This is a genomic window from Streptomyces sp. Pv4-95 (assembly GCF_045782725.1).
In the GTDB taxonomy this organism is placed as follows: Bacteria; Actinomycetota; Actinomycetes; order Streptomycetales; family Streptomycetaceae; genus Streptomyces.
Genome location: NZ_CP127172.1, coordinates 6,255,817 through 6,278,440 on the forward strand (window position 1 = coordinate 6,255,817; position 22,624 = coordinate 6,278,440).

Genomic DNA, 22,624 nt, shown 5'->3' on the forward strand with positions numbered 1-22,624 from the left:
CACTTTGATGCCCGTGCCCCCTGCCGGCACCGCCCTCGCAGGCGGCACCAACGGCCCCCGCGCGCTGCGCCCCCTCCTCGACACCGTCCTCGAAGCCCTCACCACCGGCGCCGAGGACCGCGCCGGGCCACTGCCCGCCGGCGGCCCCGACACCGTCGCCCGAGTCGTACGCGACGCCTGCAGCCCCGTGCTCCCCGACCACGGCACCGGGCCCCACGAGGCGCTCCGCACCCTCGTCCACACCCTCGCCGCAGGCGCCGCCGACCCCGCCGACCCGCACTGCGCCGCCCACCTGCACTGCCCGCCACTCGCCCTGGCAACCGCCGCAGACCTCGCAGCCAGCGCCCTCAACCCGTCCATGGACTCCTGGGACCAGGCACCCGCCGCCTCCGAACTGGAGGCCCTCACCTGCCGCGAACTCGCCACCCAGGTCTACCCGCAGGCCACGGACCCCGACGCCCTCGTCACCACCGGCGGAACCGAGTCCAACCAACTCGCCGTCCTCCTGGCCCGCGAGGCCACCCGCCACGGGACACCCGCACAACGAGCCGACCCCGCCGCCCCCCTCCAGATCGTCTGCGGCGCCAACGCCCACCACAGCATCCACCGCGCCGCCTGGCTCATGGGACTGCCCCAGCCGATCACCGTCCCCACCCCCGACGGCATCCTCACACCCGACGCCGTCCACACCACCCTCGCCCACCTCCCCGACCCCACCGGCCCCCTCCTGCTGACCGCCACCGCCGGCACCACCGACGCCGGCATCATCGACCCCCTGCCGGCCCTCGCCGACCTCGCCGACCACTACGGCGCCCGCTTCCACGTCGACGCCGCCTACGGCGGGCCACTGCTCTTCAGCGACACCCACCAAGCCGCCCTCACCGGCCTCGCCCGCGCCCACACCGTCACCCTCGACCTGCACAAACTCGGCTGGCAACCGGTCGCTGCCGGCCTCCTGGCCGTCCCCGACCCCACCACCCTCGCGCCCCTCGCCCACAGCGCCGCCTACCTCAACGCCGACGACGACACCGAAGCCGGCCTGCCCGACCTCCTCGGCCGCTCGCTGCGCACCACCCGCCGTCCCGACATCCTGAAGATCGCCGTCACCCTCAAGGCCCTGGGGCGCCACGGCCTCGGCGAACTCGTCGACCGCACCCTCGACGCCGCCCGCACCCTCGCCGATCTCATCGAGGCCCACCCCCGCTACGAACTCCACTCCCGCCCCACCCTCAGCACCGTCCTCTTCCGCCCCACCGGAGCCGACGACGCCGCCCTCGCCACCATCCGCCGCACCCTCCTCGCCGACGGGCACGCCGTCCTCGGCCGCGCCGCCACCAGCGACGGCCTCCGGCTCAAGGTCACACTCCTCAACCCCCACACCCAGCCCGGAGACCTCACCACCCTCCTCAACCTCGTGGAAGGCCACATCCCCCGATGACCACCACCCCTCCCGCACACCCCGACACCGACCACGCCACCGGCCCCGAGACCCCCCTCGACCTCGCAGGCATCGGCATCGGCCCCTTCAACCTCTCCCTCGCCGCCCTCGCCCAGCCCCTCACCCACCTGCGCACCGCCTTCTACGACCAGCGCCCCGACTTCCACTGGCACCCCGGCCTCCTCATCGACGGCGCCACCCTCCAAGTCCCCTTCCTCGCCGACCTCGTCACCCTCGCCGACCCGGCCAGCCCCTGGTCCTTCCTCAACTACCTCAAGACCCGTGAACGCCTCTTCCCCTTCTACTTCGCCGAGCGCTTCCACATCCAGCGCGCCGAATACGACGCCTACTGCCGCTGGGTCAGCCAACACCTGACCGGCCTCCACTTCGGCCACCAGATCGACGCCGTCCGCTGGAACCCCGAACACGAACTCTTCGAAGTCGACTTCACTCAGCTCGACACCGAAGGCGAAGCCGAAGCCCTCGGCCGCACCTACGCCCGCAACCTCGTCCTCGGCATCGGCACCGCCCCGCACATCCCCGAACCCCTCCGCCCCCTCGCCGACGCCCCCACCGTCCCCGTCCTGCACTCCGCCGACTACCTCGACCACCGCGAACGCCTGCTCGCCGCCGACCACATCACCGTCATCGGCGCGGGCCAGTCCGGCGCCGAAATCTTCCTCGACCTGCTCCGCGCCCGCCCCGCCGGCCGCGAACAACTCCACTGGCTCGCCCGCACCCCCGCCTTCGCGCCCATGGAATACAGCAAACTCGGACTGGAGCAGTTCACCCCCGACTACACCCGCTACTTCCACGCCCTCCCCGAGAGCGTCCGCGATGCACTCGTCCCCGGCCAATGGCAGCTCTACAAGGGCATCGACCACGACACCCTCGCCGCCCTCCACGACGAGCTCTACCGCCGCACCCTGCACGGCGGCTGGCCCGACGCCACCCTCACACCGGGCGTCGCGGTACGCACCGCCGGACGCGTCGGCACCACCAAGATCGAACTCCACCTCGACCACACCCAGCAAGGCACCCGCTCCCGCCTCACCACCGACGCCGTCGTCCTCGCCACCGGCTACCGCGAACGCCGACTCGACACCCTCCTCGCCGCCCTCGACCCCTACCTCCGCCGTGACAACGCCGGACGCCCCCGCATCGACGCCCACCACCGCCTCACCCTCGACCCCGCCGTCACCGGCTCGGTCTACGTCCAGAACGCCGAACGCCACACCCACGGCGTCGGCGCCCCCGACCTCGGCCTCGCCGCCTGGCGCAGCGCCACCATCCTCAACACCCTCACCGACACCCCGGCCTACGCCCTCCCCAGCCGCACCGCCTTCACCACCTTCGGCCTCCCGCAGCCCTCGGCAGGCCCCACCGGCTCCGTACCCCGCCAGGGCTCCACACTGGTACCCCGCCACTGACCACAACGGGAGCGGGCCGCCACAACCCCGGCGACCCGCCCCACGCCACACCCCTCACCAACCGGTCAGAACACCGGCACCCCGTCCCGCGTCAACCGCCACTCCTCCGACGCGAAACGCGCAGGATCGATCTCCCCGCTCTCCTGCACCCACCCGATGATCAAATTCCGGATCTCGTCGGACGTCGACCACACCTGCTCCGCCGACGCCACATGCGGGAAATTGCCACCGCCACCGGCCCGGTAATTGTTCACCGCCAGCACGAACCGCGCCGCATCGTCCACCGGCGCACCCTCGAACGTCAGCTTCCCGATCCGCTGCCCCACCGGCTTGGCGACATCGATCTCGTACGCCACCCCGCTGACCGCGTCATAGTTGTAATCCGGCGTACCGTCCGCATTCGTCAACTTCGCCGGATCCACCGGACCACCCGCCGCCGTCCGCACGTAATACCGCGCCGAGAACTCCAAATACGCCCGCAGCTGCGCACCCGTCAACACCCGCGCCTCCAGAGTGTTGTCGAACGGATACAGCGCCGCCATCGCCCGGATCGTCACCTCCCCGGCCGGCACCTTCGCCGTCCGCGAGAAACACGACGCCTGCGACAACACCGGCAAAGCCGCGTGCGCGGAACCGGCGAGCGCCTTCCGCACCACTTCCGCCTGCACGAACGCGATGAAATCCAAAATCGCGGTGTCCCTCACCGGCGCCTCCGCCGCCGTCATCTCCGCCTTCGACCGCCCGATCACCTGGTTGACATACGCCACCACCTTCTTCTGCTCCGCCCGCAGCAGAGTGGTGATCCGGGAATCCTCCACGGCCGCATTCGCATTCAGCACCTTCGACGCCACGGACTCCACCTGCCACCGCCCCCGACGCCACTCCACCTCCACATCGAACACCGTCAACCGCTGCCCCCACTTCAGCGGCTCGGACAGCACCACCTCCCGGCCCGTCTCCTTGTTCACCACCCGACGCTCCGGAATCTCCACATGCGCGTGCCCCACCAAAATCGCGTCGATCCCCGGCACCTCCTCGGCAACCAGCACCGCCGCATTCTCCACATACGGCAGCTGATCCCCGTACGACGACGTCCCACTCGTCCCCGAATGCGCCGACACGATCACCACATCCGCGCCCATCGACCGCAGCTTCGGCACCCACTCCGCCGCCTGCTCCACCAGCCCCGGAAACGCCAGCTTCCCCTGCACATGCGCCTTGTCCCAGATCGCGATCCCCGGATTCGTCAACCCCAGCACCGCCACCCGCACATCACGCCCGCACGGCGTCCGCAACCGCTTGATCACATACGGCGGGAACGCCGGACGCAGCGTCTTGGCATCCACCGCGTTCGCGCCCAGCAGCGGAAAATCGCAACTCTCCTCGAACTTCCGCAGCACCGGAATTCCATAATTGAACTCATGATTTCCCAGCGCCGCCGCGTCATAGCCGATGGCGTTCATCGCCCGCGCCATCGGATGCACCGGCGCATCCGGCCCCGTGATCGGCTCGACCTTCGCGTAGTAATACGCCAGTTGCGTGCCCTGAATGGTGTCGCCGGCGTCGATCAGCAGCGTGTTGTGCCGGCCCTTCTCCCGCCGCACGCTCTCCACCAGCGTCGACACCTTCGCCAGACCGATGTCGTTGTGCGCCGCGTCATCGAACTCCGCGTCCGTGACGTAGTCCCAGTTGAAGACATTGCCGTGCAGGTCCGTCGTGCCCATGACGCTGAACGCGTGCCGACGACGCCCCCGCCCCGCACCTCGCCCGCCGGACTCCGCCGCCTCCGCCACCGGCGCACCGGCCCCCGCGAACGCCACCCCGGCCCCCGCCACCACAGAACGACCCACGAACTTCCTACGGTCGAGCGACATGCCAACTCCTCCTGGACGAACGGCGCCACGCACGTGGCAACGCGCGTAGATTCTGGCGCAGCCGCCCCCCGTGCAACACCCCTCGCGGGTTGCGATCCCATGACCGACTCACACTCCCGCACCCGGTATGCCACCCTTCAGCCCGCACACCCCATACACCCGCACACCCGTCCGACACCGGCCACCGACACACCCCAGGAGCCCCCCATGACCGACCCCACCGAGCACCCCACCGCCCACCTCACCGACAACGCCGCCGACCCCCACACCCCCCTGCCCTACGGCACCCCCGACACCCCGCGCCTCGCCGTCCGCGGCGAAGCCCGCCTCGAATTCGACCCCGAGATCGCCCGCATCGGCGTCACCGTCAGCGCCCGCGGCACCGACCGCAAAGCCGCCCTCACCGACCTCACCCGCCGCAACGAACAAGCCCTCACCCTCATCAAGAGCTACGGACAGGCCATCGAAAAGCTCGAAACCGGCACCTTCAGCCTCACCCCGCAACTCACCGACAAAGGCCGCCACGAACGCATCCGCGCCTACCACGGCCGCGTCAACCTCACCGCCACCCTCAACGACTTCACCGCCCTCGGCGAACTCACCACCCGCCTCGGCGACCTCGAACTCACCCGCGTCGACGGCCCCTGGTGGGCCCTGCGCCCCGACTCACCCGCCCACCGCGCCGCCCGCACCCACGCCGTCCGCGAAGCCGTCCAGCGCGCCCGCGAATACGCCGAAGCACTCGGCGCCGGCCTCGACGCCCTCGTCGAGCTCGCCGACCTCGGAGCCGAGAACGCCGCCCCCGCCGCGGCCCCCACCATGCGCGGCTTCGCCGGCTACGGAGGCCCCCCGTCCGACCCCGGAGCCGCCCCCGCCCTCGACCTCGAACCCCAGCGCCAAACCGTCTACGCCAACGTCAACGCCCGCTTCACGATGACCCGTCCCGCACTCTGAGACCCGGCCGCGCGAAGGCGGAAATCCGCTCATCGGAGCGCCTTCGCGCCCATTCCAATACTTGTCAACAGCCCTTCACCGAGCGGACGTTGAGCAGTCACTTCCCCACACTCCCCTACCGATGGGTAAGTCATAGGGTCGAAACATGCGCCGAGCAAAAATCGTCTGCACCCTGGGACCCGCCACCGACACGTACGAGCAGATCAAGGCACTCGTCGACGCCGGAATGGACGTGGCCCGCTTCAACCTCAGTCACGGCACCTACGCCGATCACGAGGCGCGATACGACCGGGTCCGCAAGGCATCCGAGGAAACCGGCCGCAGCGTCGGCGTCCTCGCCGACCTTCAAGGCCCGAAGATCCGCCTGGGCCGATTCCGGGAAGGGCCGGTACTTCTCGAACGCGACGACGAGTTCACCATCACCGTCGAACCCTCCGTCGAAGGCGACCGCCACCTCTGCGGCACCACCTACGACGGCCTCGCCTCCGACGTCACCACCGGTGAACGCATCCTCGTCGACGACGGCAAGGTCACCCTCGAAGTCACCGGCGTCGACGGACCACGCGTCCGCACCAAGGTCATCGAGGGCGGCATGGTCTCCGACCACAAGGGCCTCAACCTCCCCGGCGTCGCCGTCTCCGTCCCCGCCCTCTCCGAGAAGGACCGCGACGACCTCCGCTGGGCCCTGCGCACCGGCGCCGACGTCATCGCCCTCTCCTTCGTCCGCAGCGGCCGCGACATCGAGGACGTCCACCGCATCATGCGCGAGGAGGACCGCTTCCTCCCCGTCATCGCCAAGGTCGAAAAGCCCCAGGCCGTCGACAACATCGACGACATCGTCGCCGCCTTCGACGGCATCATGGTCGCCCGCGGCGACCTCGGCGTCGAAATGCCCCTGGAAACCGTCCCGATCGTCCAGAAGCGCGCCATCAAGCTGGCCAAACGCAACGCCAAGCCGGTCATCGTCGCCACCCAGATGCTCGACTCGATGATCGACAACTCCCGCCCCACCCGCGCCGAGGCCTCCGACGTCGCCAACGCCGTCATCGACGGCACCGACGCCGTGATGCTCTCCGGCGAGACCAGCGTCGGCAAATACCCCACCGAGACCGTGCGCACCATGAGTCGCATCGTCGAGGCCGCCGAGGAAGACATCCTCGCCAAGGGACTTCCGCCGCTCACCGAGCGCAGCAAGCCCCGCACCCAGGGCGGCGCCGTCGCCCGCGCGGCCGCCGAAATGGGCGACTTCCTCGGCGCCAAGTTCCTCGTCGCCTTCACCCAGTCCGGCGACACCGTCCGCCGCCTCTCGCGCTACCGCTCGCCCATCCCGCTCCTCGCCTTCACCCCCGACCCCGCCACCCGCTCCCAGCTCAACCTCACCTGGGGCGTCGAGACCTTCCTCGGCCCCACCGTCGACTCCACCGACGAGATGGTCGCCCAGGTCGACGAACAGCTCCTCAAGATCGGCCGCTGCCAGAAGGGCGACGTCGTCATCATCACGGCCGGCTCCCCGCCCGGCGTCCCCGGTTCCTCCAACCTCGTCCGCGTCCACCACATCGGCGAGGACGACCACCCGAAGTAGACCCAGCCCCACCGCGATCCCGCTGGGCCGAGGTCCTGACTGCCGTCCCCGTCAGTACTTCGGCCCGATGTGCCGGTCCATGAGGGCCACCGAAGCCTTCCGGGCCACGGAGATATTGAACGGATCGCTGCCGCGTCGGGTGACCCTCCACTCGACCCCGACCTTCGTCAGGGTGTCGGAGAACAGCTGACGGATGTCGTCGGACTTGTTGGTGAAGAAGTACCGCGGATACTCATAGCGCTTGCGCTCGCCGCCGACCGTGCGCGTCGTCCAGTTGGTGATCCGGCAGCCGTCGGAATGGACGAGCCCGCGGAGGAACTCCCAGGGATGGTCGTCGACGATCCGCTGCTGCCAGGCTTCGAGGACGATCGGCCGCTCATGCTTCCTGCCAGGGCCGTGCTGGGGGAACAGGCACCATAAGTGCTTGGAGTAGAGCTTCACGTTGTGGCAGCCCGTCCTGCTCACCCGGCACACGGAGTTGTCCGGGAAGACCGCCCGCATGGCCGCCTCGCAGGCATCCATCACGCCCGGCCAGGCGTTGTCACACGCGATCATGAGGCTCGGCACGCGGTGTGCCGAGTACTGAATGATGTGGCCGTCGCCCAGGTAGAGGGCCAACAGGTAGGAGTAGGCCGCCGCGTCGAGATCACGGCCGTGGCACCGGGGGCACTTCCGGTCGTTGGTGCCCGGGCACTCGCCGCGTCGGCTGCGATCCATATGCAGCCAATAGCCGACAGTGCCAGAGGGGACATTCAGGGCGCGGGCCACATCGGAGTTCTTGGCTCCGGCGCGGAGCCGAGCGAGTGCATCGTGTCGCACATCTGTGCCATGAGAGATCATGTCATCACTATGCGTGACGAATGGCGTGCGTGAGAACGCGAAGCGTGAGAATCACGAGAACGTGAAGTTCCGCATTTGAGGAGTGCCGGGTGCGGGACTCGAACCCGCAAGCCCTTTCGGGCAGATGTGTTTGAGACATCCGTGTATGCCATTCCACCAACCCGGCCGGTGGCTTCAGACACCATACCGTGTGCGCCCTGCCGACTGCCTCTAGGTAGGCTGCAAGGGCACCACCTGCCTGTAACGAGGAGTCCCGTGAGCGCCGCCGAGCCCGAGCCGCCCGTCGCCGATGACGATCAGTCGCACGTCCCGCCGCTGACCACGCGCGTCGTGATCGCCGAGGACGAGGCGCTCATCCGCCTCGACCTCAAAGAGATGCTGGAGGAAGAGGGCTACACCGTCGTCGGCGAGGCCGGGGACGGCCAGCACGCCGTCGAGCTGGCCCGCGAGCACCGCCCCGACCTGGTGATCCTGGACGTGAAGATGCCGATCCTTGACGGCATCTCCGCCGCCGAGGTGATCGCCGAGGAGAGCATCGCGCCGGTGCTGATGCTGACCGCGTTCTCGCAGCGTGAGCTGGTGGAGCGGGCGCGGGACGCGGGTGCGATGGCGTATCTCGTGAAGCCGTTCTCCAAGAGCGACGTGGTGCCGGCGATCGAGATGGCCGTCAGCCGGTTCACCGAGCTGCGGACGCTGGAGAAGGAGGTCGCCGACCTCACCCAGCGGCTGGAGACCCGCAAGCTGGTCGACCGGGCGAAGAGCATTCTGCAGACGCAGTACGGGCTGACCGAGCCGGCCGCGTTCCGCTGGATCCAGAAGACGTCGATGGACCGCAGGCTGTCGATGCAGCAGGTCGCCGAGGCGGTCATCGAGGACGCCGAGGAGAAGAAGCAGCAGTCGGACCAGTAGCGTCCCGCGCCGACGTGAGCGGCCCCGTACCGGTGATCATCGGTACGGGGCCGTCGGCGTTCTCGGGGCCGGGTCAGTCCTCGCCGAGGTAGGCCTTGCGGACGGATTCGTCGTGCAGGAGTTCCGGGCCGCTGCCGGAGAGGACGATGCGGCCGATCTCCATGACGTGTCCTTGATCGGCGAGGGAGAGCGCGGCCTGGGCGTTCTGTTCGACGAGCAGGATGGTGGTGCCCTGGGAGCGCAGCTCCCGGATGGTCTCCATGATCTTCTGCATCATGATCGGGGAGAGTCCCATGGAGGGCTCGTCGAGCATCAGCAGTTTGGGTCGGGACATCAGGGCCCGGCCCATGGCGAGCATTTGCTGTTCGCCGCCGGAGAGGGTGCCGGAGGCTTGTTTGCTGCGTTCGCCGAGGATGGGGAAGAGGTCGTAGACCCGTTGGATGTCCTTTTCTATGCCTGCGGTGTCCTTGCGGAGGAACGCTCCGAGCTTGAGGTTCTCGCCGATGGTCAGGCGCGGGAAGAGGCGCCGGCCTTCGGGGGAGTGGGCCAGGCCGCGTTCGACGATCTTGTGGGCCGGTACCCCGTTGAGGGGTTCGCCGTCGAATGTGATCTTGCCGGCGAGGGGCTTGAGCAGGCCGGAAAGGGTGCGCAGGGTGGTGGTTTTGCCTGCGCCGTTGGTGCCGATGAGGGTGACGGCCTGGCCGGCTTCGACGGAGAACGAGATGCCTTTGACGGCTTCGATCTTGCCGTAGGCGACCCGGAGATCCTCGACTTCGAGCAGTGCGGTCATGAGGTCTCTCCGGTCTCTCCTTCGGCCGGCTGGTCCGCCGGGGGTGTGGGTGCGGTGGTTCCCTTCGCCGGTCGGTCGGGGGGGCTCGCCGCGCCGGTGGGGTCGGTTGCCGGGTCTGTTGCGGCGGGGGGCGGCGGGTTCGCGGTGTCCGTCGTGTCCTTGGCGGTGCTCACGGTGGTGGTCGGGTTGGCCGTGGAGTGGGCCGTGTCGTCGACCGGGGTGCCGAGGTAGGCGGCGACGACGCGTTCGTCGGCCTGGACGACCTCGGCGGTGCCTTCGATGAGCTTCTGTCCTTGGACGAGGACGGCGACGCGGTCGCAGAGGTTGAAGATGAAGCGCATGTCGTGCTCGATGACGAGGACGGCGGTGCCTCTGTCGCGGATGGCCAGGACGAGGTCCTGGGTGGCGCGGGTCTCCTGCGGGTTCATGCCGGCGGTCGGTTCGTCCAGGAGGAGGAGGCCGGGTTCGCTGGCGAGTGCGCGGGCGATTTCCAGCTTGCGCTGTTCGCCGTAGGGGAGGTTGCGCGCGAGGTGGTCGCGTTTGTGGGCGAGGCCGGTGAATTCGAGGAGTTCCATGGCGCGTTCTTCCGAGGTGCGTTCGGCTTTTTTGAAGCCGGGGCCTCGGAGGAGGGCGGACCAGAGGCCCTCTTTGGTGCGGGTGTGGCGGCCGACGAGGGTGTTTTCCAGGACGGTCATGTTGGCGAAGAGCCGGATGTTCTGGAAGGTACGGGCGACGCCGGCCTGGGTGACGAGGTGGGGTTTGCGTGAGAGGCGGGTGCCTCGGTAGCTGACGGTGCCTTCGGTGGGCACGTACAGGCCGGTGAGGCAATTGAAGAAGGTGGTTTTGCCGGCGCCGTTGGGGCCGATGAGGCCGACGATTTCTCCGGCTCCGACGGTGAGGTCGACGCCGCGTACGGCGGTGAGTCCGCCGAAGCGCATGGTGACGCCGGAGGCTTCGAGGACGGTGCCGGTGTCGGCGCGGGGTGCGGTCCTGGTGGGTGTGGTCATGGTGTCGTCACGCCTTTGCCTTGGTGACGCCGATGGTCGCGTCTCCGTCGGGGAGGCGCTGATCGGGCACGTCGAGCTGGCCGGTCTCGTGGAATTCGAGCTGCTTCCTGCGATCGGGGATGAGTCCCTCGGGCCGGTAGCGCATCAGCAGCACCAGGGCGATGCCGAAGAGGAGCAGTTGGTAGTCCTGGAGGAAGTCGAGTTTGGCCGGGATGAGGAAGAGCAGTGCCGCGCCGACGAGGGGGCCGCTGAGGGTGCCCATGCCGCCGAGGATGACGGCGGCGAGGAGGAAGGCGGAGTTCGGGGGCTGGGGGCCGGCGAACTGGAACTGCTCGGGGGTGGCGGTGGTGACGACGTGGGCGTGGACGGTGCCGGCGAGTCCGGCGAGCGCGGCGCCGAGGGCGAAGGCGAGGAGCCGTAGCCGGAAGCTGTTGATGCCCATGGCGATGGCGGCGGTCTCGTCCTCGCGGATGGCGATCCAGGCGCGTCCGATGCGGGAGGCGGCGGCGCGGCGGAAGACGAGGACGACGAAGGCCGTCACGAGGATCATCAGCAGGTAGTAGTTGCCGTAGGTGGCGACGGGGAAGCCGAGGATGTCGTGGGATTCGCCGAAGTTGAAGCCGAAGATCTCCAGGTTGGGGATGTTCGGGATGCCCATGGCGCCGTTGGTGACGTCGGGTCCTGTGGTGCCGTTGAGGTTGAGCATGGCGATGCGGAAGATCTCACCGAAGCCGAGGGTGACGATGGCGAGGTAGTCGCCGCGCAGTCGCAGTGTGGGGGCGCCGATGAGGACGCCGAAGAGGAGGGAGGCCGCGGCGCCGGTGAGGAGGGCTGCCCAGAAGGGGAAGTGGAGTCCGAGGGCGGACTCGGGGGAGCCGGAGACGAGGGCGGCCGCGTAGGCGCCGACGCCGAGGAAGGCGACGTAGCCGAGGTCGAGGAGGCCGGCGAGGCCGACGACGACGTTGAGGCCCAGGGCGACGGTGGCGAAGATCAGGATGTTGGCCCCGATGATCGTGTACTGGTCGGTGTCCTGGGTGAAGGGGAAGCAGGCGGCGGCGATGAAGCCCGCGCCGAGTGCGGGGCCGCGGTGTTTGAGGGTGAGTGCGGTGAGGCGCGCGATGACTCCCGCCCGGTTGAGGGCGGGGACGGCCAGCACCATGAAGAGCAGGTAGCCGACGAAGGGGGCGCCGTCGTCGGTGTCGATGCCGTAGGTGAAGGCGACCAGTCCGGCCGCGAACGCTCCGGCGATGATCAGGATCTCGGCCCAGGCGGGGAGTTCGCGGGTGGCGCGCTTGACGGTGGTGGCGGCGAGGGTGCCGGTGAAGCGCTGCCAGGTGCCCGCGGGTGGCTGGTCGGGGGCGCGGTCGGCGGGCAGGCCGAGGGCGCCGAGGAGGGTGGCCAGGGCGGTGACGGCCGCGACGAAGCCGCCGGGTTCGAGGTTGACCAGGCCGCCGAGTTCGACGGCGATGGCGATGAGGGTGAACCAGGTGGCCGCGAAGGTGCCGAGTGCGGCGAGGAGGACGGAGGCGTTGCGGCCTGCGGGGGTGAGCCACTGCAGGCCGCGGAGGCCGAGTCCGGAGGCGGTGAGGAGGAGGGTGAGGATGCCGCCGGCGAGTGTGACGATCTGGAGGCCGGCGGGGGATCCGTAGTAGGTGAGTTCGCCGGGGAAGTCGTTGCTCCAGGTCCAGGCGAGGCCGGTGCTTGCGGCGGTGGCGAGGGCGCCGGCGGCGGTGGTGATGCGGGCGGTGCGCTCGGGGAGGGGGAGCACGCCGGGGTGGGTGCCGGGTGTGGTCTTGGTGATGTCTGTGGTCATCGCTATCACGCCCGATCCGCGACGCGTTCGCCCAGTAGGCCCTGTGGCCTCAGGAGGAGTACGAGGATGAGGAGGACGAAGGCCCAGACGTCCTTCCAGGCTCCGCCGCCGAATTGCTGCATGCCGGGTATTTCTTCGATGTAGGCGGTGGCGAGGGCTTCGGCGACACCGAGGACGACGCCGCCGAGCATGGCGCCGTAGATGTTGCCGATGCCGCCGAGGACGGCGGCGGTGAAGGCCTTGAGGCCCATGATGAAGCCCATGCGGAATTGCACCTCGCCGGTGCGCAGGCCGTAGGCGACGGCGGCGACGCCGGCGAATGCGGCGCCGATGGCGAAGGCGAGGACGATGATGCGGTCGGTGTTGATCCCCATCAGTTTGGCCGTGTCGGGGTCCTGGGCGGTGGCCTGCATGGCGCGGCCGCTGCGGGTCTTGGCGACGAAAAAGCCGAGGGCGACCATGCAGGCGGGGGCGGCGAGGAGGACGAAGATGTCGCCGCGCTGCACGGTGGCGCCGAGGATCTCGAAGGAGTCGCCCTTGAACTGGGGGAAGACACGCGCCTGTTTGCCGTCGGGGTACCACTTCCAGATGGCCTGCTGGAGGGCGATGGAGAGGCCGATGGCGGTGATGAGGGGGGCGAGTCGGGGTGCGCCGCGGAGGGGTCGGTAGGCGAAACGTTCCGCTGCGACGCCGACGAGGACGGATACCGCGATGCCGCCGATGAGCATGACCGGCAGGGCGAGGATGAGCGAGGTGTGGGCGGGGAGGGCGAGGTAGACGCTCAGTGCTCCGAAGCCGCCGACCATGAATATCTCGCCGTGGGCGAAGTTGATGAGCTGGACAATTCCGTAGACCATCGTGTAGCCGATCGCGATGAGTCCGTACATCGCGCCGAGGATGAGTCCGTTGGCCAGCTGTTGCGGCAGTTCGTTCACCGCAGGGCCTCCGTTGTGTGGGAGTGACGAGGTGCCGGGGGGTTCCGGTGTGCCGCGGGCCGCGCCAGGGTCGTTCGTGGCGTCCTGGCGCGGCCCGGGGTCGATCGGGTGTGTCGCTTCGGTCGGTCAGCTCTTGTCGATCTTCTTGAACTCCGCGCTGAAGCGGGAGACCCAGGCGCCCTTGTCGACCTGGTAGGCGGTGATCATGGTGTTGGTGGTGTCGCCGTACTTGTCGAAGGCGATGGGGCCGGTGACACCGTCGAAGGTGACCTTGTTCATGGCCTCGGTGACCTTCTTGCGGGCGTCCTCGGGGAGCTTGCCGTCGTTGTCCTCGACGACCTTCTTGACGGCCTGGATGACGGACCAGGTGGCGTCGTAGGTGGAGCCGCCGTAGGCCTCGTAGGCCTCCTTGAAGCCGGCTGCCTTGTAGTCGGCGATGAACTTCTTGGCGGAGGGGAGCTCCTCGACGGGCTTGCCGACGGAGGAGGCGTAGTCGCCCTGGGCCTTCTTGTTGAGCTTGATGTAGTCGCCGCTGTACATGCCGTCGCCGCCCATCAGCGGGACGGTCACGCCGCCGTCCTTGAGCTGCTGGCTGAGCGGGCCGGAGGCGGGGTACTCGCCGCCGTAGAAGACCAGGTCGGGCTTGGCGGACTTGACCTTGGAGACCACGGCCTTGAAGTCGCGGTCGTCGGGGCTGACGTGCTCGGTGCCCACGATCTTGCCGCCGAGCTTGGCGAACTGGTCCTTGAAGGAGGAGGCCAGGCCGACGCCGTAGGTCTTCTGGTCGTCGATGATGTAGGCCTTCTTGGCCTTCATCTTCTCCCACGCGTACTGGCCGTCGAAGGCGCCCTGCACCTCGTCGGTGGTCGCGGTGCGGAAGTAGGTGGGGAACTGGCGGACGCGCTTGTCCTGCTTCCAGTCCTTGCCCTGGGTGAGGTCGGGTGTGGTGTTCGCCGGGGAGATCAGCGTGAGGTCGTTCTGCTTGGAGACCTGCTGCATGGACTGGGCGACACCGGAGTTGAGCGGGCCGACGACGCCGAGGACGTCCTTGTCGCCGGCGAGCTTGGTGGCGTTCTGCTGGCCGACGTTGGGCAGGGCCTTGTCGTCGAGGGCTTCGAGCTTGAACGTGACGCCGTCGACTTCGCCGGCTTTGTTGGCGTTGTCGACGGCGAGCTGGGCGGAGTTGCGGATGCCCAGGCCGAGGGCGGAGAGCTCCCCGGTGGTGGGGGCGTCGAGGCCGATGACGACGGTCGTCTTGGAGCCGTCGCCGCTCTTGTTGTCGTCGCCTCGGGAGCCGCACGCGGAGAGCGTGAGGGCGCCTGCGGTGACCGCGGTGGTGAGGATGAGCAAGGAACGGTGACGCACGATCAGTCCTTTCCCTGGCGCGGCCATTGCTGTCGCATGGCCGTTCGCGCGCCGGGCTGTACGGGGCCACACGTGGTCCGTGCTCGCAGCGCGCCCGGCGGCGCGGTGACTGGCGGTGACTCTAGAGGGGTGCTCGGCGCCCTGGCAGTGGCGCTGACCAGGATGTGACGCTCTTGTTATGACATGCGATGAGCGTTTTGCCTCTATGGTCCTTACAGCCGGTGGGCGGACATCGTGCGGAGGACGAACTCGCACTTCCCTGGGGTGGCGCGCCGCGCTGTGACGGAATGGCGTCCGGATACCGGACGTGATGGGCGTGGTGGGGCCGGTGCCGGTGGGGGGCCCGGGATGCGCGCGCGGTGCGGCATCGCACGCCGGCTACGCAGGGTGAGGGAAATGCGTGCGGCCCCGCTCCCGGTGCCGGGATGCGGGGCCGTTCGGACGGCGTCGAGGCGCCGCCGGGGCGTCAGGTGCGGTACACGTCGGCGTCGACGTCGCGCAGCATGCAGGTGAGGCGGGCGGTGCAGACCCGCTTGTCCTGTTCGTCGCTGATCACGATTTCGTAGGTCGCGGTGGAGCGGCCGCGGTGGACGGGCGTGGCGACGCCGGTGACCAGGCCGGAGCGGACGCCGCGGTGGTGGGTGCAGTTGAGGTCGACGCCCACGGCGAGCTTGTGGGGGCCGCCGTGCAGCATCGAGCCGACCGAGCCGAGGGTCTCGGCGAGCACGGCGGAGGCCCCGCCGTGCAGCAGTCCGTAGGGCTGGGTGTTGCCCTCGACGGGCATCGTGCCGACGACGCGGTCGGGGGCGGCCTCGGTGACCCGCACGCTCATCCGTTCGCCGAGGTGCCCGGCGGAGAAGAGGGAGGGCAGGTCGAGGCCGAGGCCGGCCCACTGGTCGAGGATCTCCTGCGGAAACTTGGTCGTGCTCTGCTCGCCCACTGCTGCTCCGTTCGCTCACGCGTGATCGTCTTGGATCCGTGCCTGTTCCTATCAGGCCACCGGGCAGGGCCCGGCGCGCGGGTGGCCGTTTCCCGCGGCACGTGGCCCTGGGCGGTCAGTTCCCCTGGGGAGTCTCCATGCGGATCACCACGGACTTCGAGGCGGGGGTGTTGCTGGTGTCGGCGGTGTGGTCGAGGGGGATCAGGACGTTGGTCTCCGGGTAGTAGGCGGCCGCGCAGCCGCGGGCCGTGGGGTAGTGCACGACGCGGAACCCGGGGGCGCGCCGCTCGCTGCCGTCGGTCCACTCGCTGACGAGGTCGGTGTAGGCGCCGTCGGCGAGATCCAGCGCGCGGGCGTCCTCGGGGTGGACGAGCACCACGCGGCGGCCGTTCTTGATGCCGCGGTAACGGTCGCTGAGGCCGTAGATGGTGGTGTTGTACTGGTCGTGCGAGCGCAGGGTCTGCAGCAGCAGGCGTCCCTCGGGGACCGTCGGGTACTCCACGGGGGCCGCGGTGAAGTTGGCCTTACCGGTGGCGGTGGGGAAGGTGCGGCTGTCCCGGGGGGCGTGGGGGAGGGCGAAGCCCTCGGGGCGGGCGACCCTGTTGTTGAAGTCCTCGAAGCCGGGTATGACGTGCGCGATGCGGTCCCGGATCGCGGCGTAGTCCCGCTCGAAGTCCTCCCACGGCGTACGGCTCGCCTCGCCCAGGACGCGGCGGGCCAGCCGGGCGACGATGGCCGGTTCCGACAGCAGGTGCGGGCTGGCGGGCTCCAGCCGGCCGCGGGAGGCGTGCACCATGCCCATGGAGTCCTCGACGGTCACGAACTGCTCGGCGCTGCCGCCGTCCGGGGCGGTCTGCAGGTCGCGTTCGGTGCGTCCGAGGGTCGGCAGGATCAGGGCGCGCGCGCCGGTGACGACGTGCGAGCGGTTGAGTTTGGTGGAGACGTGCACGGTCAGGCGGGCGCGGCGGACGGCGGCTTCGGTGACGTCGGTGTCCGGGGTGGCGGAGACGAAGTTGCCGCCCATCGCGAAGAAGACCTTGGCCCGGCCGTCGCGCAGCGCGCGGATCGCGCGGACGACGTCGTAGCCGTGCTCACGGGGCGGCGCGAAGCCGAATTCCTTCTCCAGCGCGTCGAGGAAGGCCGGGGCGGGCCGCTCGAAGATGCCCATGGTGCGGTCGCCCTGGACGTTGCTGTGGCCGCGTACGGGGCAGACGCCGGCACCGGGGCGGCCGATGTTGCCGCGCAGCAGAAGGAAGTTCACGACTTCCTGGATGGTGGGCACGGAGTGCTTGTGCTGGGTCAGGCCCATCGCCCAGCACACGATCGTGCGGCGGGAGCCGAGGACCATGCGCAGGGCGCTCTCGATCTCCTCGCGGCTCAGGCCGGTGGCGCGGAGCGTCGCGTCCCAGTCGTCGTCGGCCCGTGCGGTGCGCGCGAACTCCTCGAAGCCGTGGGTGTGTTCGCGGATGAACTCCTCGTCGACCGCGCCGGGGTCGCGCTCCGCCGCTTCCAGGACGAGGCGGTTGAGCGCCCGGAAGAGCGCCTGGTCGCCGCCGAGGCGCACCTGGAGGAAGAGGTCGGTCAGGGGGGTGCCGCCGCCGGCGATGCCGCGCGGGGTCTGCGGGTTCTTGAAGCGCTCCAGGCCCGCCTCGGGCAGCGGATTGATCGAAATGATCTTTGTGCCGCCCGCTTTGGCCTTCTCCAGGGCGGTGAGCATCCGGGGGTGGTTCGTGCCCGGGTTCTGGCCGGCCACGATGATCAGGTCGGCCTGGTAGAGGTCCTCCAGCAGGACGCTTCCCTTGCCGATGCCGATGGTCTCGGTGAGCGCGGATCCCGACGACTCGTGGCACATGTTCGAGCAGTCGGGGAGGTTGTTGGTGCCGAATTCGCGGGCGAAGAGCTGGTAGAGGAAGGCGGCTTCGTTGCTGGTGCGCCCGGAGGTGTAGAAGACGGCCTCGTCGGGGGAGTCGAGGGCGGTCAGTTCGTCCCCGATGATGTCGAAGGCGCGCTCCCAGGGGACGGGTATGTAGTGCTCCGCCCCCTCCTCCAGATACATGGGCTGGGTGAGGCGGCCCTGCTGGCCGAGCCAGTAGCCGCTGCGTCCGGCGAGGTCGGCCACCGGGTGGGCGGCGAAGAAGTCCGGTGTGACGCGGCGGAGGGTGGCCTCCTCCGCGACGGCCTTGGCGCCGTTCTCGCAGAATTCGGCGGTGTGCCGCTTCTCGGGCTCGGGCCAGGCGCAGCCGGGGCAGTCGAAGCCGTCCTTCTGGTTGACCCGGAGCAGGGTGAGAGCGGTGCGGCGCACGCCCATCTGCTGCTGGGCGATGCGCAGGGCGTGGGTGATGGCGGGCAGTCCGACGGCGGAGTGCTGCGGTTCGCCGACCTCGGGCGCGTCCTGGACGGGGTCCGATGCGGGCGGCTTGCCTGCCATGGCGCTCTCCCTTGAGCCGTGCTGTGCCGTCTCCACCGGCACGCGGCGGATCGTTGCCGTACGCATCAGATCTTGTCATGCGTGGGGCGGGGTCGAGTAGGGAGCGGCGAGGGGTGGTCCGCGCGGGTCGGCACCGGCTGCGGACGCGGGCCGGCACCGGCTGCGGACGGTGACCGGGCGGGTACGCGCGTGGTGGTGGAGCGGCGGGGAGGGCGGATGCAGGCGCCGCCGTGGCGACCGCGGCGGGGATTGTCAGTGGGGCGTGGCAGGATCGGGGGCGTGGCAGCAAAGGCAGCGAAGAAGAGCGAAGCGACCGGCACCGAAGCGGCGGGGGGCGGCCGTCCGCGGCTGCTCCTGATGGACGGGCATTCCATGGCGTACCGGGCGTTCTTCGCCCTGCCCGTGGAGAACTTCACGACCGCCACGGGGCAACCGACCAACGCGATCTACGGCTTCGCGTCGATGCTCGCGAACACCCTGCGCGACGAGGCGCCCACGCATTTCGCGGTGGCGTTCGACGTCTCCCGCAAGACCTGGCGCTCCGAGGAGTTCGCGGACTACAAGGCGAACCGCTCCAAGACGCCCGACGAGTTCAAGGGCCAGGTCGAGCTGATCGGCGAGCTGCTCGACGCGATGCGGGTCAAGCGCTTCGCGGTCGAGGGCTACGAGGCCGACGACGTCATCGCCACCCTCACCGAGCAGGCCACCGCGCAGGGCTTCAAGGTCTCGATCGTCACCGGCGACCGCGACGCCTTCCAGCTGGTCTCCGAGGACGTCACGGTCCTCTATCCCACCAAGGGCGTCTCGGAGCTGACCCGTTTCACCCCGGAGAAGGTCGAGGAGAAGTACGGCCTCACTCCTTCCCAGTACCCGGACTTCGCGGCGCTGCGCGGCGACCCGTCCGACAACCTCCCCGGTATCCCGGGCGTCGGCGAGAAGACCGCGACGAAGTGGATCAACCAGTTCGGTTCGTTCGCGGAGCTGGTGGAGCGCGTCGAGGAGGTCAAGGGCAAGGCGGGGCAGAATCTCCGCGATCACCTGGAGGCCGTGAAGCTCAACCGCCGGCTGACCGAGATGGTGCGCGACGTCACCCTGACCTGCGGTCCCGACGCGTTGGTCCGCGAGGCCTATGACCGCGAGGCCCTCTCGGTGTTCCTCAACGGCCTGGAGATCCGCAACCAGGGCCTGCGCGACCGGCTGCACGCCGTCGACCCGGGCGCGGAACAGGCCGCCGAGGAGGCCGCGCCGGCCGCCGGCGCGGAGATCGACGGCACCGTGATCGCCACCGGCGAGCTCGCCCCGTGGCTGGCCGAGCACGGCGGGGGACCGCTGGGTGTGGCGACGGTCGACGTCTGGACGCTGGGCAGTGGCAGCGTCGCCGAGGTGGCGCTGGCCACCGGCGACGGCCCCGCCGCCTGGTTCGACCCCGCCCAGCTGGACGAGGCCGACGAGCGGGCCTTCGCCGCCTGGAGCGCCGACCCGGCCCGGCCCAAGGTGATGCACAACGCCAAGGGCCTGATGCGGGTCTTCGGCGAGCACGGCTGGAGCATCGACGGCGTCTCCATGGACACGGCGCTGGCCGCCTACCTGGTCAAGCCCGGCCGCCGCTCCTTCGCCCTGGACGCCCTCTCCATCGAGTACCTGGGCCGCGAGGTGGCCGCCCCCGCGGCGAGCAACGGACAGCTGGCCTTCGGTGCGGATGAGCAGGCCGAGGCGGAGGCCCTGATGGGCCAGGCGCGGACGGTCCTCGACCTGGGCGAGGCGTTCGAGACCAAGCTCGCGGAGGTCGGCGCGGGCGGCCTGCTGCGCGATGTGGAGCTGCCGACCAGCGTGCTGCTGGCCCGGATGGAGCGGTCCGGTATCGCCGCCGACCGGGGCTGGCTGGAGCGCATCGAGCAGCAGTTCGCGGCCGCGGTGCAGCAGGCCGTGCAGGAGGCGCACGCCGCCGCGGGCCACGAGTTCAACCTCGGTTCGCCCAAGCAGCTCCAGGAGGTCCTCTTCGGGGAGCTGGGCCTGCCCAAGACCAAGAAGACCAAGACCGGTTACACCACCGACGCCGACGCTCTCGCGTGGCTCGCGGCACAGACCGAGAACGAACTCCCCGTGATCATGCTCCGCCACCGTGAGCAGGCCAAGCTGCGCACGACCGTCGAGGGCCTGATCAAGACCATCGGTGCCGACGGCCGGATCCACACCACCTTCAACCAGACGGTGGCGGCCACCGGCCGGCTGTCCTCGACCGACCCGAACCTGCAGAACATCCCGGTGCGGACGGACGAGGGCCGGGCGATCCGCCGCGGGTTCGTCGTCGGCGAGGGCTTCGAGACCCTGCTGACCGCCGACTACAGCCAGATCGAGCTGCGCGTGATGGCCCACCTCTCCGAGGACGAGGGCCTGATCGAGGCGTTCACCACCGGCGAGGACCTGCACACCACCGTCGCCTCCCATGTCTTCTCGGTCGCCGCGAACGAGGTCGACCCGGAGATGCGCCGCAAGATCAAGGCGATGAGCTACGGCCTGGCCTACGGCCTGTCGGCGTTCGGCCTCTCCCAGCAGCTGGGCATCCAGCCCGATGAGGCCCGCAAGCTGATGGACAACTTCTTCGAGCGCTTCGGCGGGGTGCGCGACTACCTCCAGCGCGTCGTGGAGGAGGCTCGCGCCACGGGCTACACCGAGACGATCCTCGGCCGCCGCCGCTACCTCCCGGACCTCAACAGCGACAACCGCCAGCGTCGCGAAATGGCCGAGCGGATGGCGCTGAACGCCCCGATTCAGGGCACCGCCGCCGACATCGTCAAGATCGCGATGCTGAAGGTCGACGCGGCCCTGCGCGCGGCCGAGCTGAAGTCCCGGATGCTCCTCCAGGTGCACGACGAAATCGTCGTCGAGGTCGCCGGGGGCGAGCGCAAGCAGGTCGAGGAGCTGCTCCGCCGCGAGATGGCCGCCGCCGTCGAACTGCGGGCGCCCCTCGACGTCTCGGTCGGCTCCGGCCAGGACTGGGAGTCGGCGGCCCACTGACCGCGTGCGGCGGCTCACCGGCCGCCGCACCGGCCGTGGTCCGGGGCGGACGCCGCTCCGGACCACGGCCGGCGGAGAACGTGCAGCGCGCGGAGCGCAGGGGGGGCGGCGCGCAACGTCCGCGGCGGTGCGGCTCCGGAGGGCCGCCGCGCGGGCGGCGGCGCCCCCGTCACCGCCCGGCCACGGCGTCCGTAGCCGGAGCCGACTCCCTCGCCGCCCCGGTCCCGCTCTCCGCCGCCATGTCACTCTCCGCCCCGGCCTCCCTCTCCGGCGTCTCCGTCCGCCCCGGTGCGGGCCCGGTGGCCGGGCGCGCTCGGCGGTGCAGCAGACGCACGGCCACCGCGTAGACCGGCAGCCCCAGCGCAAGCCCCGCGCCCGCGCCGAAGAGCACGGTGGGGATGTAGTCGAACCAGGTCGCCGCGCTGCCGTAGACCGCGTGTGCACGTACGGTGCGGTGCACGGCGCTCCCGAGGAGACAAAGGGCGAGCAGGGCCGTCAGCAGCAGTTTCTGACGGAGCGTGAGCAAGGGCACGGCCTCGGGCGGAGTCCACCCCGCCGCCCGGGCGGCACCCCCTCCGGCCCCTGGCGCCGCCACCGAACTCCCGCCCGCGGTCGCAGATCCTGTACGCCCCGCTGGTCCCGCTTCTCCCGTACGCAGCGCCGACCACAGGAACCATCCGATCGCCACCATCGCGAGCGCGGACGTGCCGTACTGCAGATACGTGTAGACCGGCAGGCCGTTCACCGTTGCCTCAAGGCCCGGCACCAGCCGGGTGCCCCAGCGGCCAGGGTGGGTGAAGGCGTCCCAGAGAATATGCGTCACGGAACCGAGAATCGCCGAGAGGCAGAACCACGCGGCCAGGAGGGCGAGTTCACGGGTGCCGCGCGGGTGCCAGGCCCGCCCGCGGGCCAACGCGTACGCCCGGCCCTGCCACGGCCGGGGCAACAGTGCCAGCAGGGGCTCGCGTAGCAGCAGCCAGCCGCCGACCAGTGCCGCGGCGATCGGGACGTCCACGGTCAGCACGCCGATCGGGGAGTGCGTGAAGGTGCCGAACAGCATGGCACCGGGAACCAGGGTGTCGGCGAAGTAGGTCATGTCCGGTGCGAAGGAGCCGGCGACGAGGGCCGAGGCGACCAGCGGGCCGCGTGCCGCCCCCGTCCTGTGGAGGGCCGGGAGCACCGCAGCGGCATGGCTGAGCGTGAACGGCATTTTCCTCTCCTTGATCGATTCAGAGCATTATGTCGGTCGATGAGAGTGGTAGATGACTGGCCCGAGTTGTCGTAGTGTCGCCTGAGTTGGA

General features: G+C 69.9%; 16 protein-coding genes and 1 tRNA gene. 6 read left to right on the forward strand and 11 right to left on the reverse strand.

The annotated features are described in order from the left end of the window. Nucleotides 1–7: 7 nt before the first annotated feature. Nucleotides 8–1,438, forward strand: a complete 1,431-nt coding sequence (locus tag QOM21_RS27375; protein WP_407553666.1) for a pyridoxal phosphate-dependent decarboxylase family protein — start codon at nucleotides 8–10, stop codon at nucleotides 1,436–1,438. Beyond that, nucleotides 1,435–2,868, forward strand: a complete 1,434-nt coding sequence (locus QOM21_RS27380) for a lysine N(6)-hydroxylase/L-ornithine N(5)-oxygenase family protein (protein WP_407553667.1) — start codon at nucleotides 1,435–1,437, stop codon at nucleotides 2,866–2,868. Before QOM21_RS27375 ends, QOM21_RS27380 begins: the two co-directional genes overlap by 4 nt. A 65-nt stretch (nucleotides 2,869–2,933) precedes the next feature. On the opposite strand, the gene QOM21_RS27385 is transcribed toward QOM21_RS27380, so the two are convergent. Beyond that, a complete protein-coding gene (locus QOM21_RS27385; RefSeq protein WP_407553668.1) occupies nucleotides 2,934–4,742 on the reverse strand; it encodes a bifunctional metallophosphatase/5'-nucleotidase in 1,809 nt (602 codons plus the stop codon). 207 nt (nucleotides 4,743–4,949) lie between these two features. Between QOM21_RS27385 and QOM21_RS27390 the strand changes: the two genes are divergently transcribed. Both QOM21_RS27390 and pyk read left to right on the forward strand, forming a co-directional pair. Continuing rightward, the gene (locus QOM21_RS27390) at nucleotides 4,950–5,696 is read left to right on the forward strand and encodes an SIMPL domain-containing protein (protein WP_407553669.1); all 747 of its coding nucleotides are present in this window, start codon (nucleotides 4,950–4,952) and stop codon (nucleotides 5,694–5,696) included. A gap of 145 nt (nucleotides 5,697–5,841) precedes the next feature. Next, nucleotides 5,842–7,278 (forward strand): pyruvate kinase, encoded by a 1,437-nt coding sequence (pyk, locus tag QOM21_RS27395; protein WP_407553670.1) that lies wholly within the window; start codon nucleotides 5,842–5,844, stop codon nucleotides 7,276–7,278. A 51-nt stretch (nucleotides 7,279–7,329) separates the two neighbouring features. On the opposite strand, the gene QOM21_RS27400 is transcribed toward pyk, so the two are convergent. Together QOM21_RS27400 and QOM21_RS27405 are read right to left on the reverse strand one after the other, a co-directional pair. Further along, nucleotides 7,330–8,118, reverse strand: a complete 789-nt coding sequence (locus tag QOM21_RS27400; protein WP_407553671.1) for a helix-turn-helix domain-containing protein — start codon at nucleotides 8,116–8,118, stop codon at nucleotides 7,330–7,332. 83 nt (nucleotides 8,119–8,201) lie between these two features. Then, nucleotides 8,202–8,284: transfer RNA gene (locus tag QOM21_RS27405), tRNA-Leu, on the reverse strand. Between the two features lie 89 nt (nucleotides 8,285–8,373). Here QOM21_RS27405 and QOM21_RS27410 point away from each other — a divergent pair. Further along, a complete protein-coding gene (locus tag QOM21_RS27410) occupies nucleotides 8,374–9,027 on the forward strand; it encodes an ANTAR domain-containing response regulator (RefSeq protein WP_407553672.1) in 654 nt (217 codons plus the stop codon). A gap of 73 nt (nucleotides 9,028–9,100) precedes the next feature. On the opposite strand, the gene QOM21_RS27415 is transcribed toward QOM21_RS27410, so the two are convergent. From QOM21_RS27415 to QOM21_RS27445, 7 genes are all read right to left on the reverse strand, one after another. Then, nucleotides 9,101–9,817: an ABC transporter ATP-binding protein gene (locus QOM21_RS27415; RefSeq protein WP_393896007.1), complete on the reverse strand. Its 717-nt coding sequence runs from the start codon at nucleotides 9,815–9,817 to the stop codon at nucleotides 9,101–9,103. Further along, entirely contained in the window at nucleotides 9,814–10,824 is a 1,011-nt protein-coding gene (locus QOM21_RS27420; RefSeq protein WP_407553673.1) for an ABC transporter ATP-binding protein, read from the reverse strand. Before QOM21_RS27420 ends, QOM21_RS27415 begins: the two co-directional genes overlap by 4 nt. A gap of 7 nt (nucleotides 10,825–10,831) precedes the next feature. Beyond that, nucleotides 10,832–12,637, reverse strand: coding sequence for a branched-chain amino acid ABC transporter permease (locus QOM21_RS27425; protein ID WP_407553674.1), 1,806 nt, complete (start codon nucleotides 12,635–12,637; stop codon nucleotides 10,832–10,834). A 5-nt stretch (nucleotides 12,638–12,642) separates the two neighbouring features. After that, nucleotides 12,643–13,572: a branched-chain amino acid ABC transporter permease gene (locus QOM21_RS27430; RefSeq protein WP_407553675.1), complete on the reverse strand. Its 930-nt coding sequence runs from the start codon at nucleotides 13,570–13,572 to the stop codon at nucleotides 12,643–12,645. Nucleotides 13,573–13,698: 126 nt separating this feature from the next. Beyond that, complete coding sequence (locus QOM21_RS27435) at nucleotides 13,699–14,922, reverse strand: branched-chain amino acid ABC transporter substrate-binding protein (protein ID WP_407555853.1); 1,224 nt, start codon at nucleotides 14,920–14,922, stop codon at nucleotides 13,699–13,701. Between the two features lie 481 nt (nucleotides 14,923–15,403). Then, a complete protein-coding gene (locus QOM21_RS27440) occupies nucleotides 15,404–15,877 on the reverse strand; it encodes a PaaI family thioesterase (RefSeq protein WP_407553676.1) in 474 nt (157 codons plus the stop codon). Between the two features lie 115 nt (nucleotides 15,878–15,992). Beyond that, nucleotides 15,993–18,305, reverse strand: a complete 2,313-nt coding sequence (locus QOM21_RS27445; RefSeq protein WP_407553677.1) for an FdhF/YdeP family oxidoreductase — start codon at nucleotides 18,303–18,305, stop codon at nucleotides 15,993–15,995. Between the two features lie 279 nt (nucleotides 18,306–18,584). Here QOM21_RS27445 and polA point away from each other — a divergent pair, with 279 nt between their 5' ends. Next, a complete protein-coding gene (gene polA, locus QOM21_RS27450) occupies nucleotides 18,585–21,323 on the forward strand; it encodes a DNA polymerase I (protein WP_407553678.1) in 2,739 nt (912 codons plus the stop codon). A 169-nt stretch (nucleotides 21,324–21,492) separates the two neighbouring features. On the opposite strand, the gene QOM21_RS27455 is transcribed toward polA, so the two are convergent. Continuing rightward, a complete protein-coding gene (locus QOM21_RS27455) occupies nucleotides 21,493–22,533 on the reverse strand; it encodes a DUF4184 family protein (protein ID WP_407553679.1) in 1,041 nt (346 codons plus the stop codon). Nucleotides 22,534–22,624 lie beyond the last annotated feature (91 nt).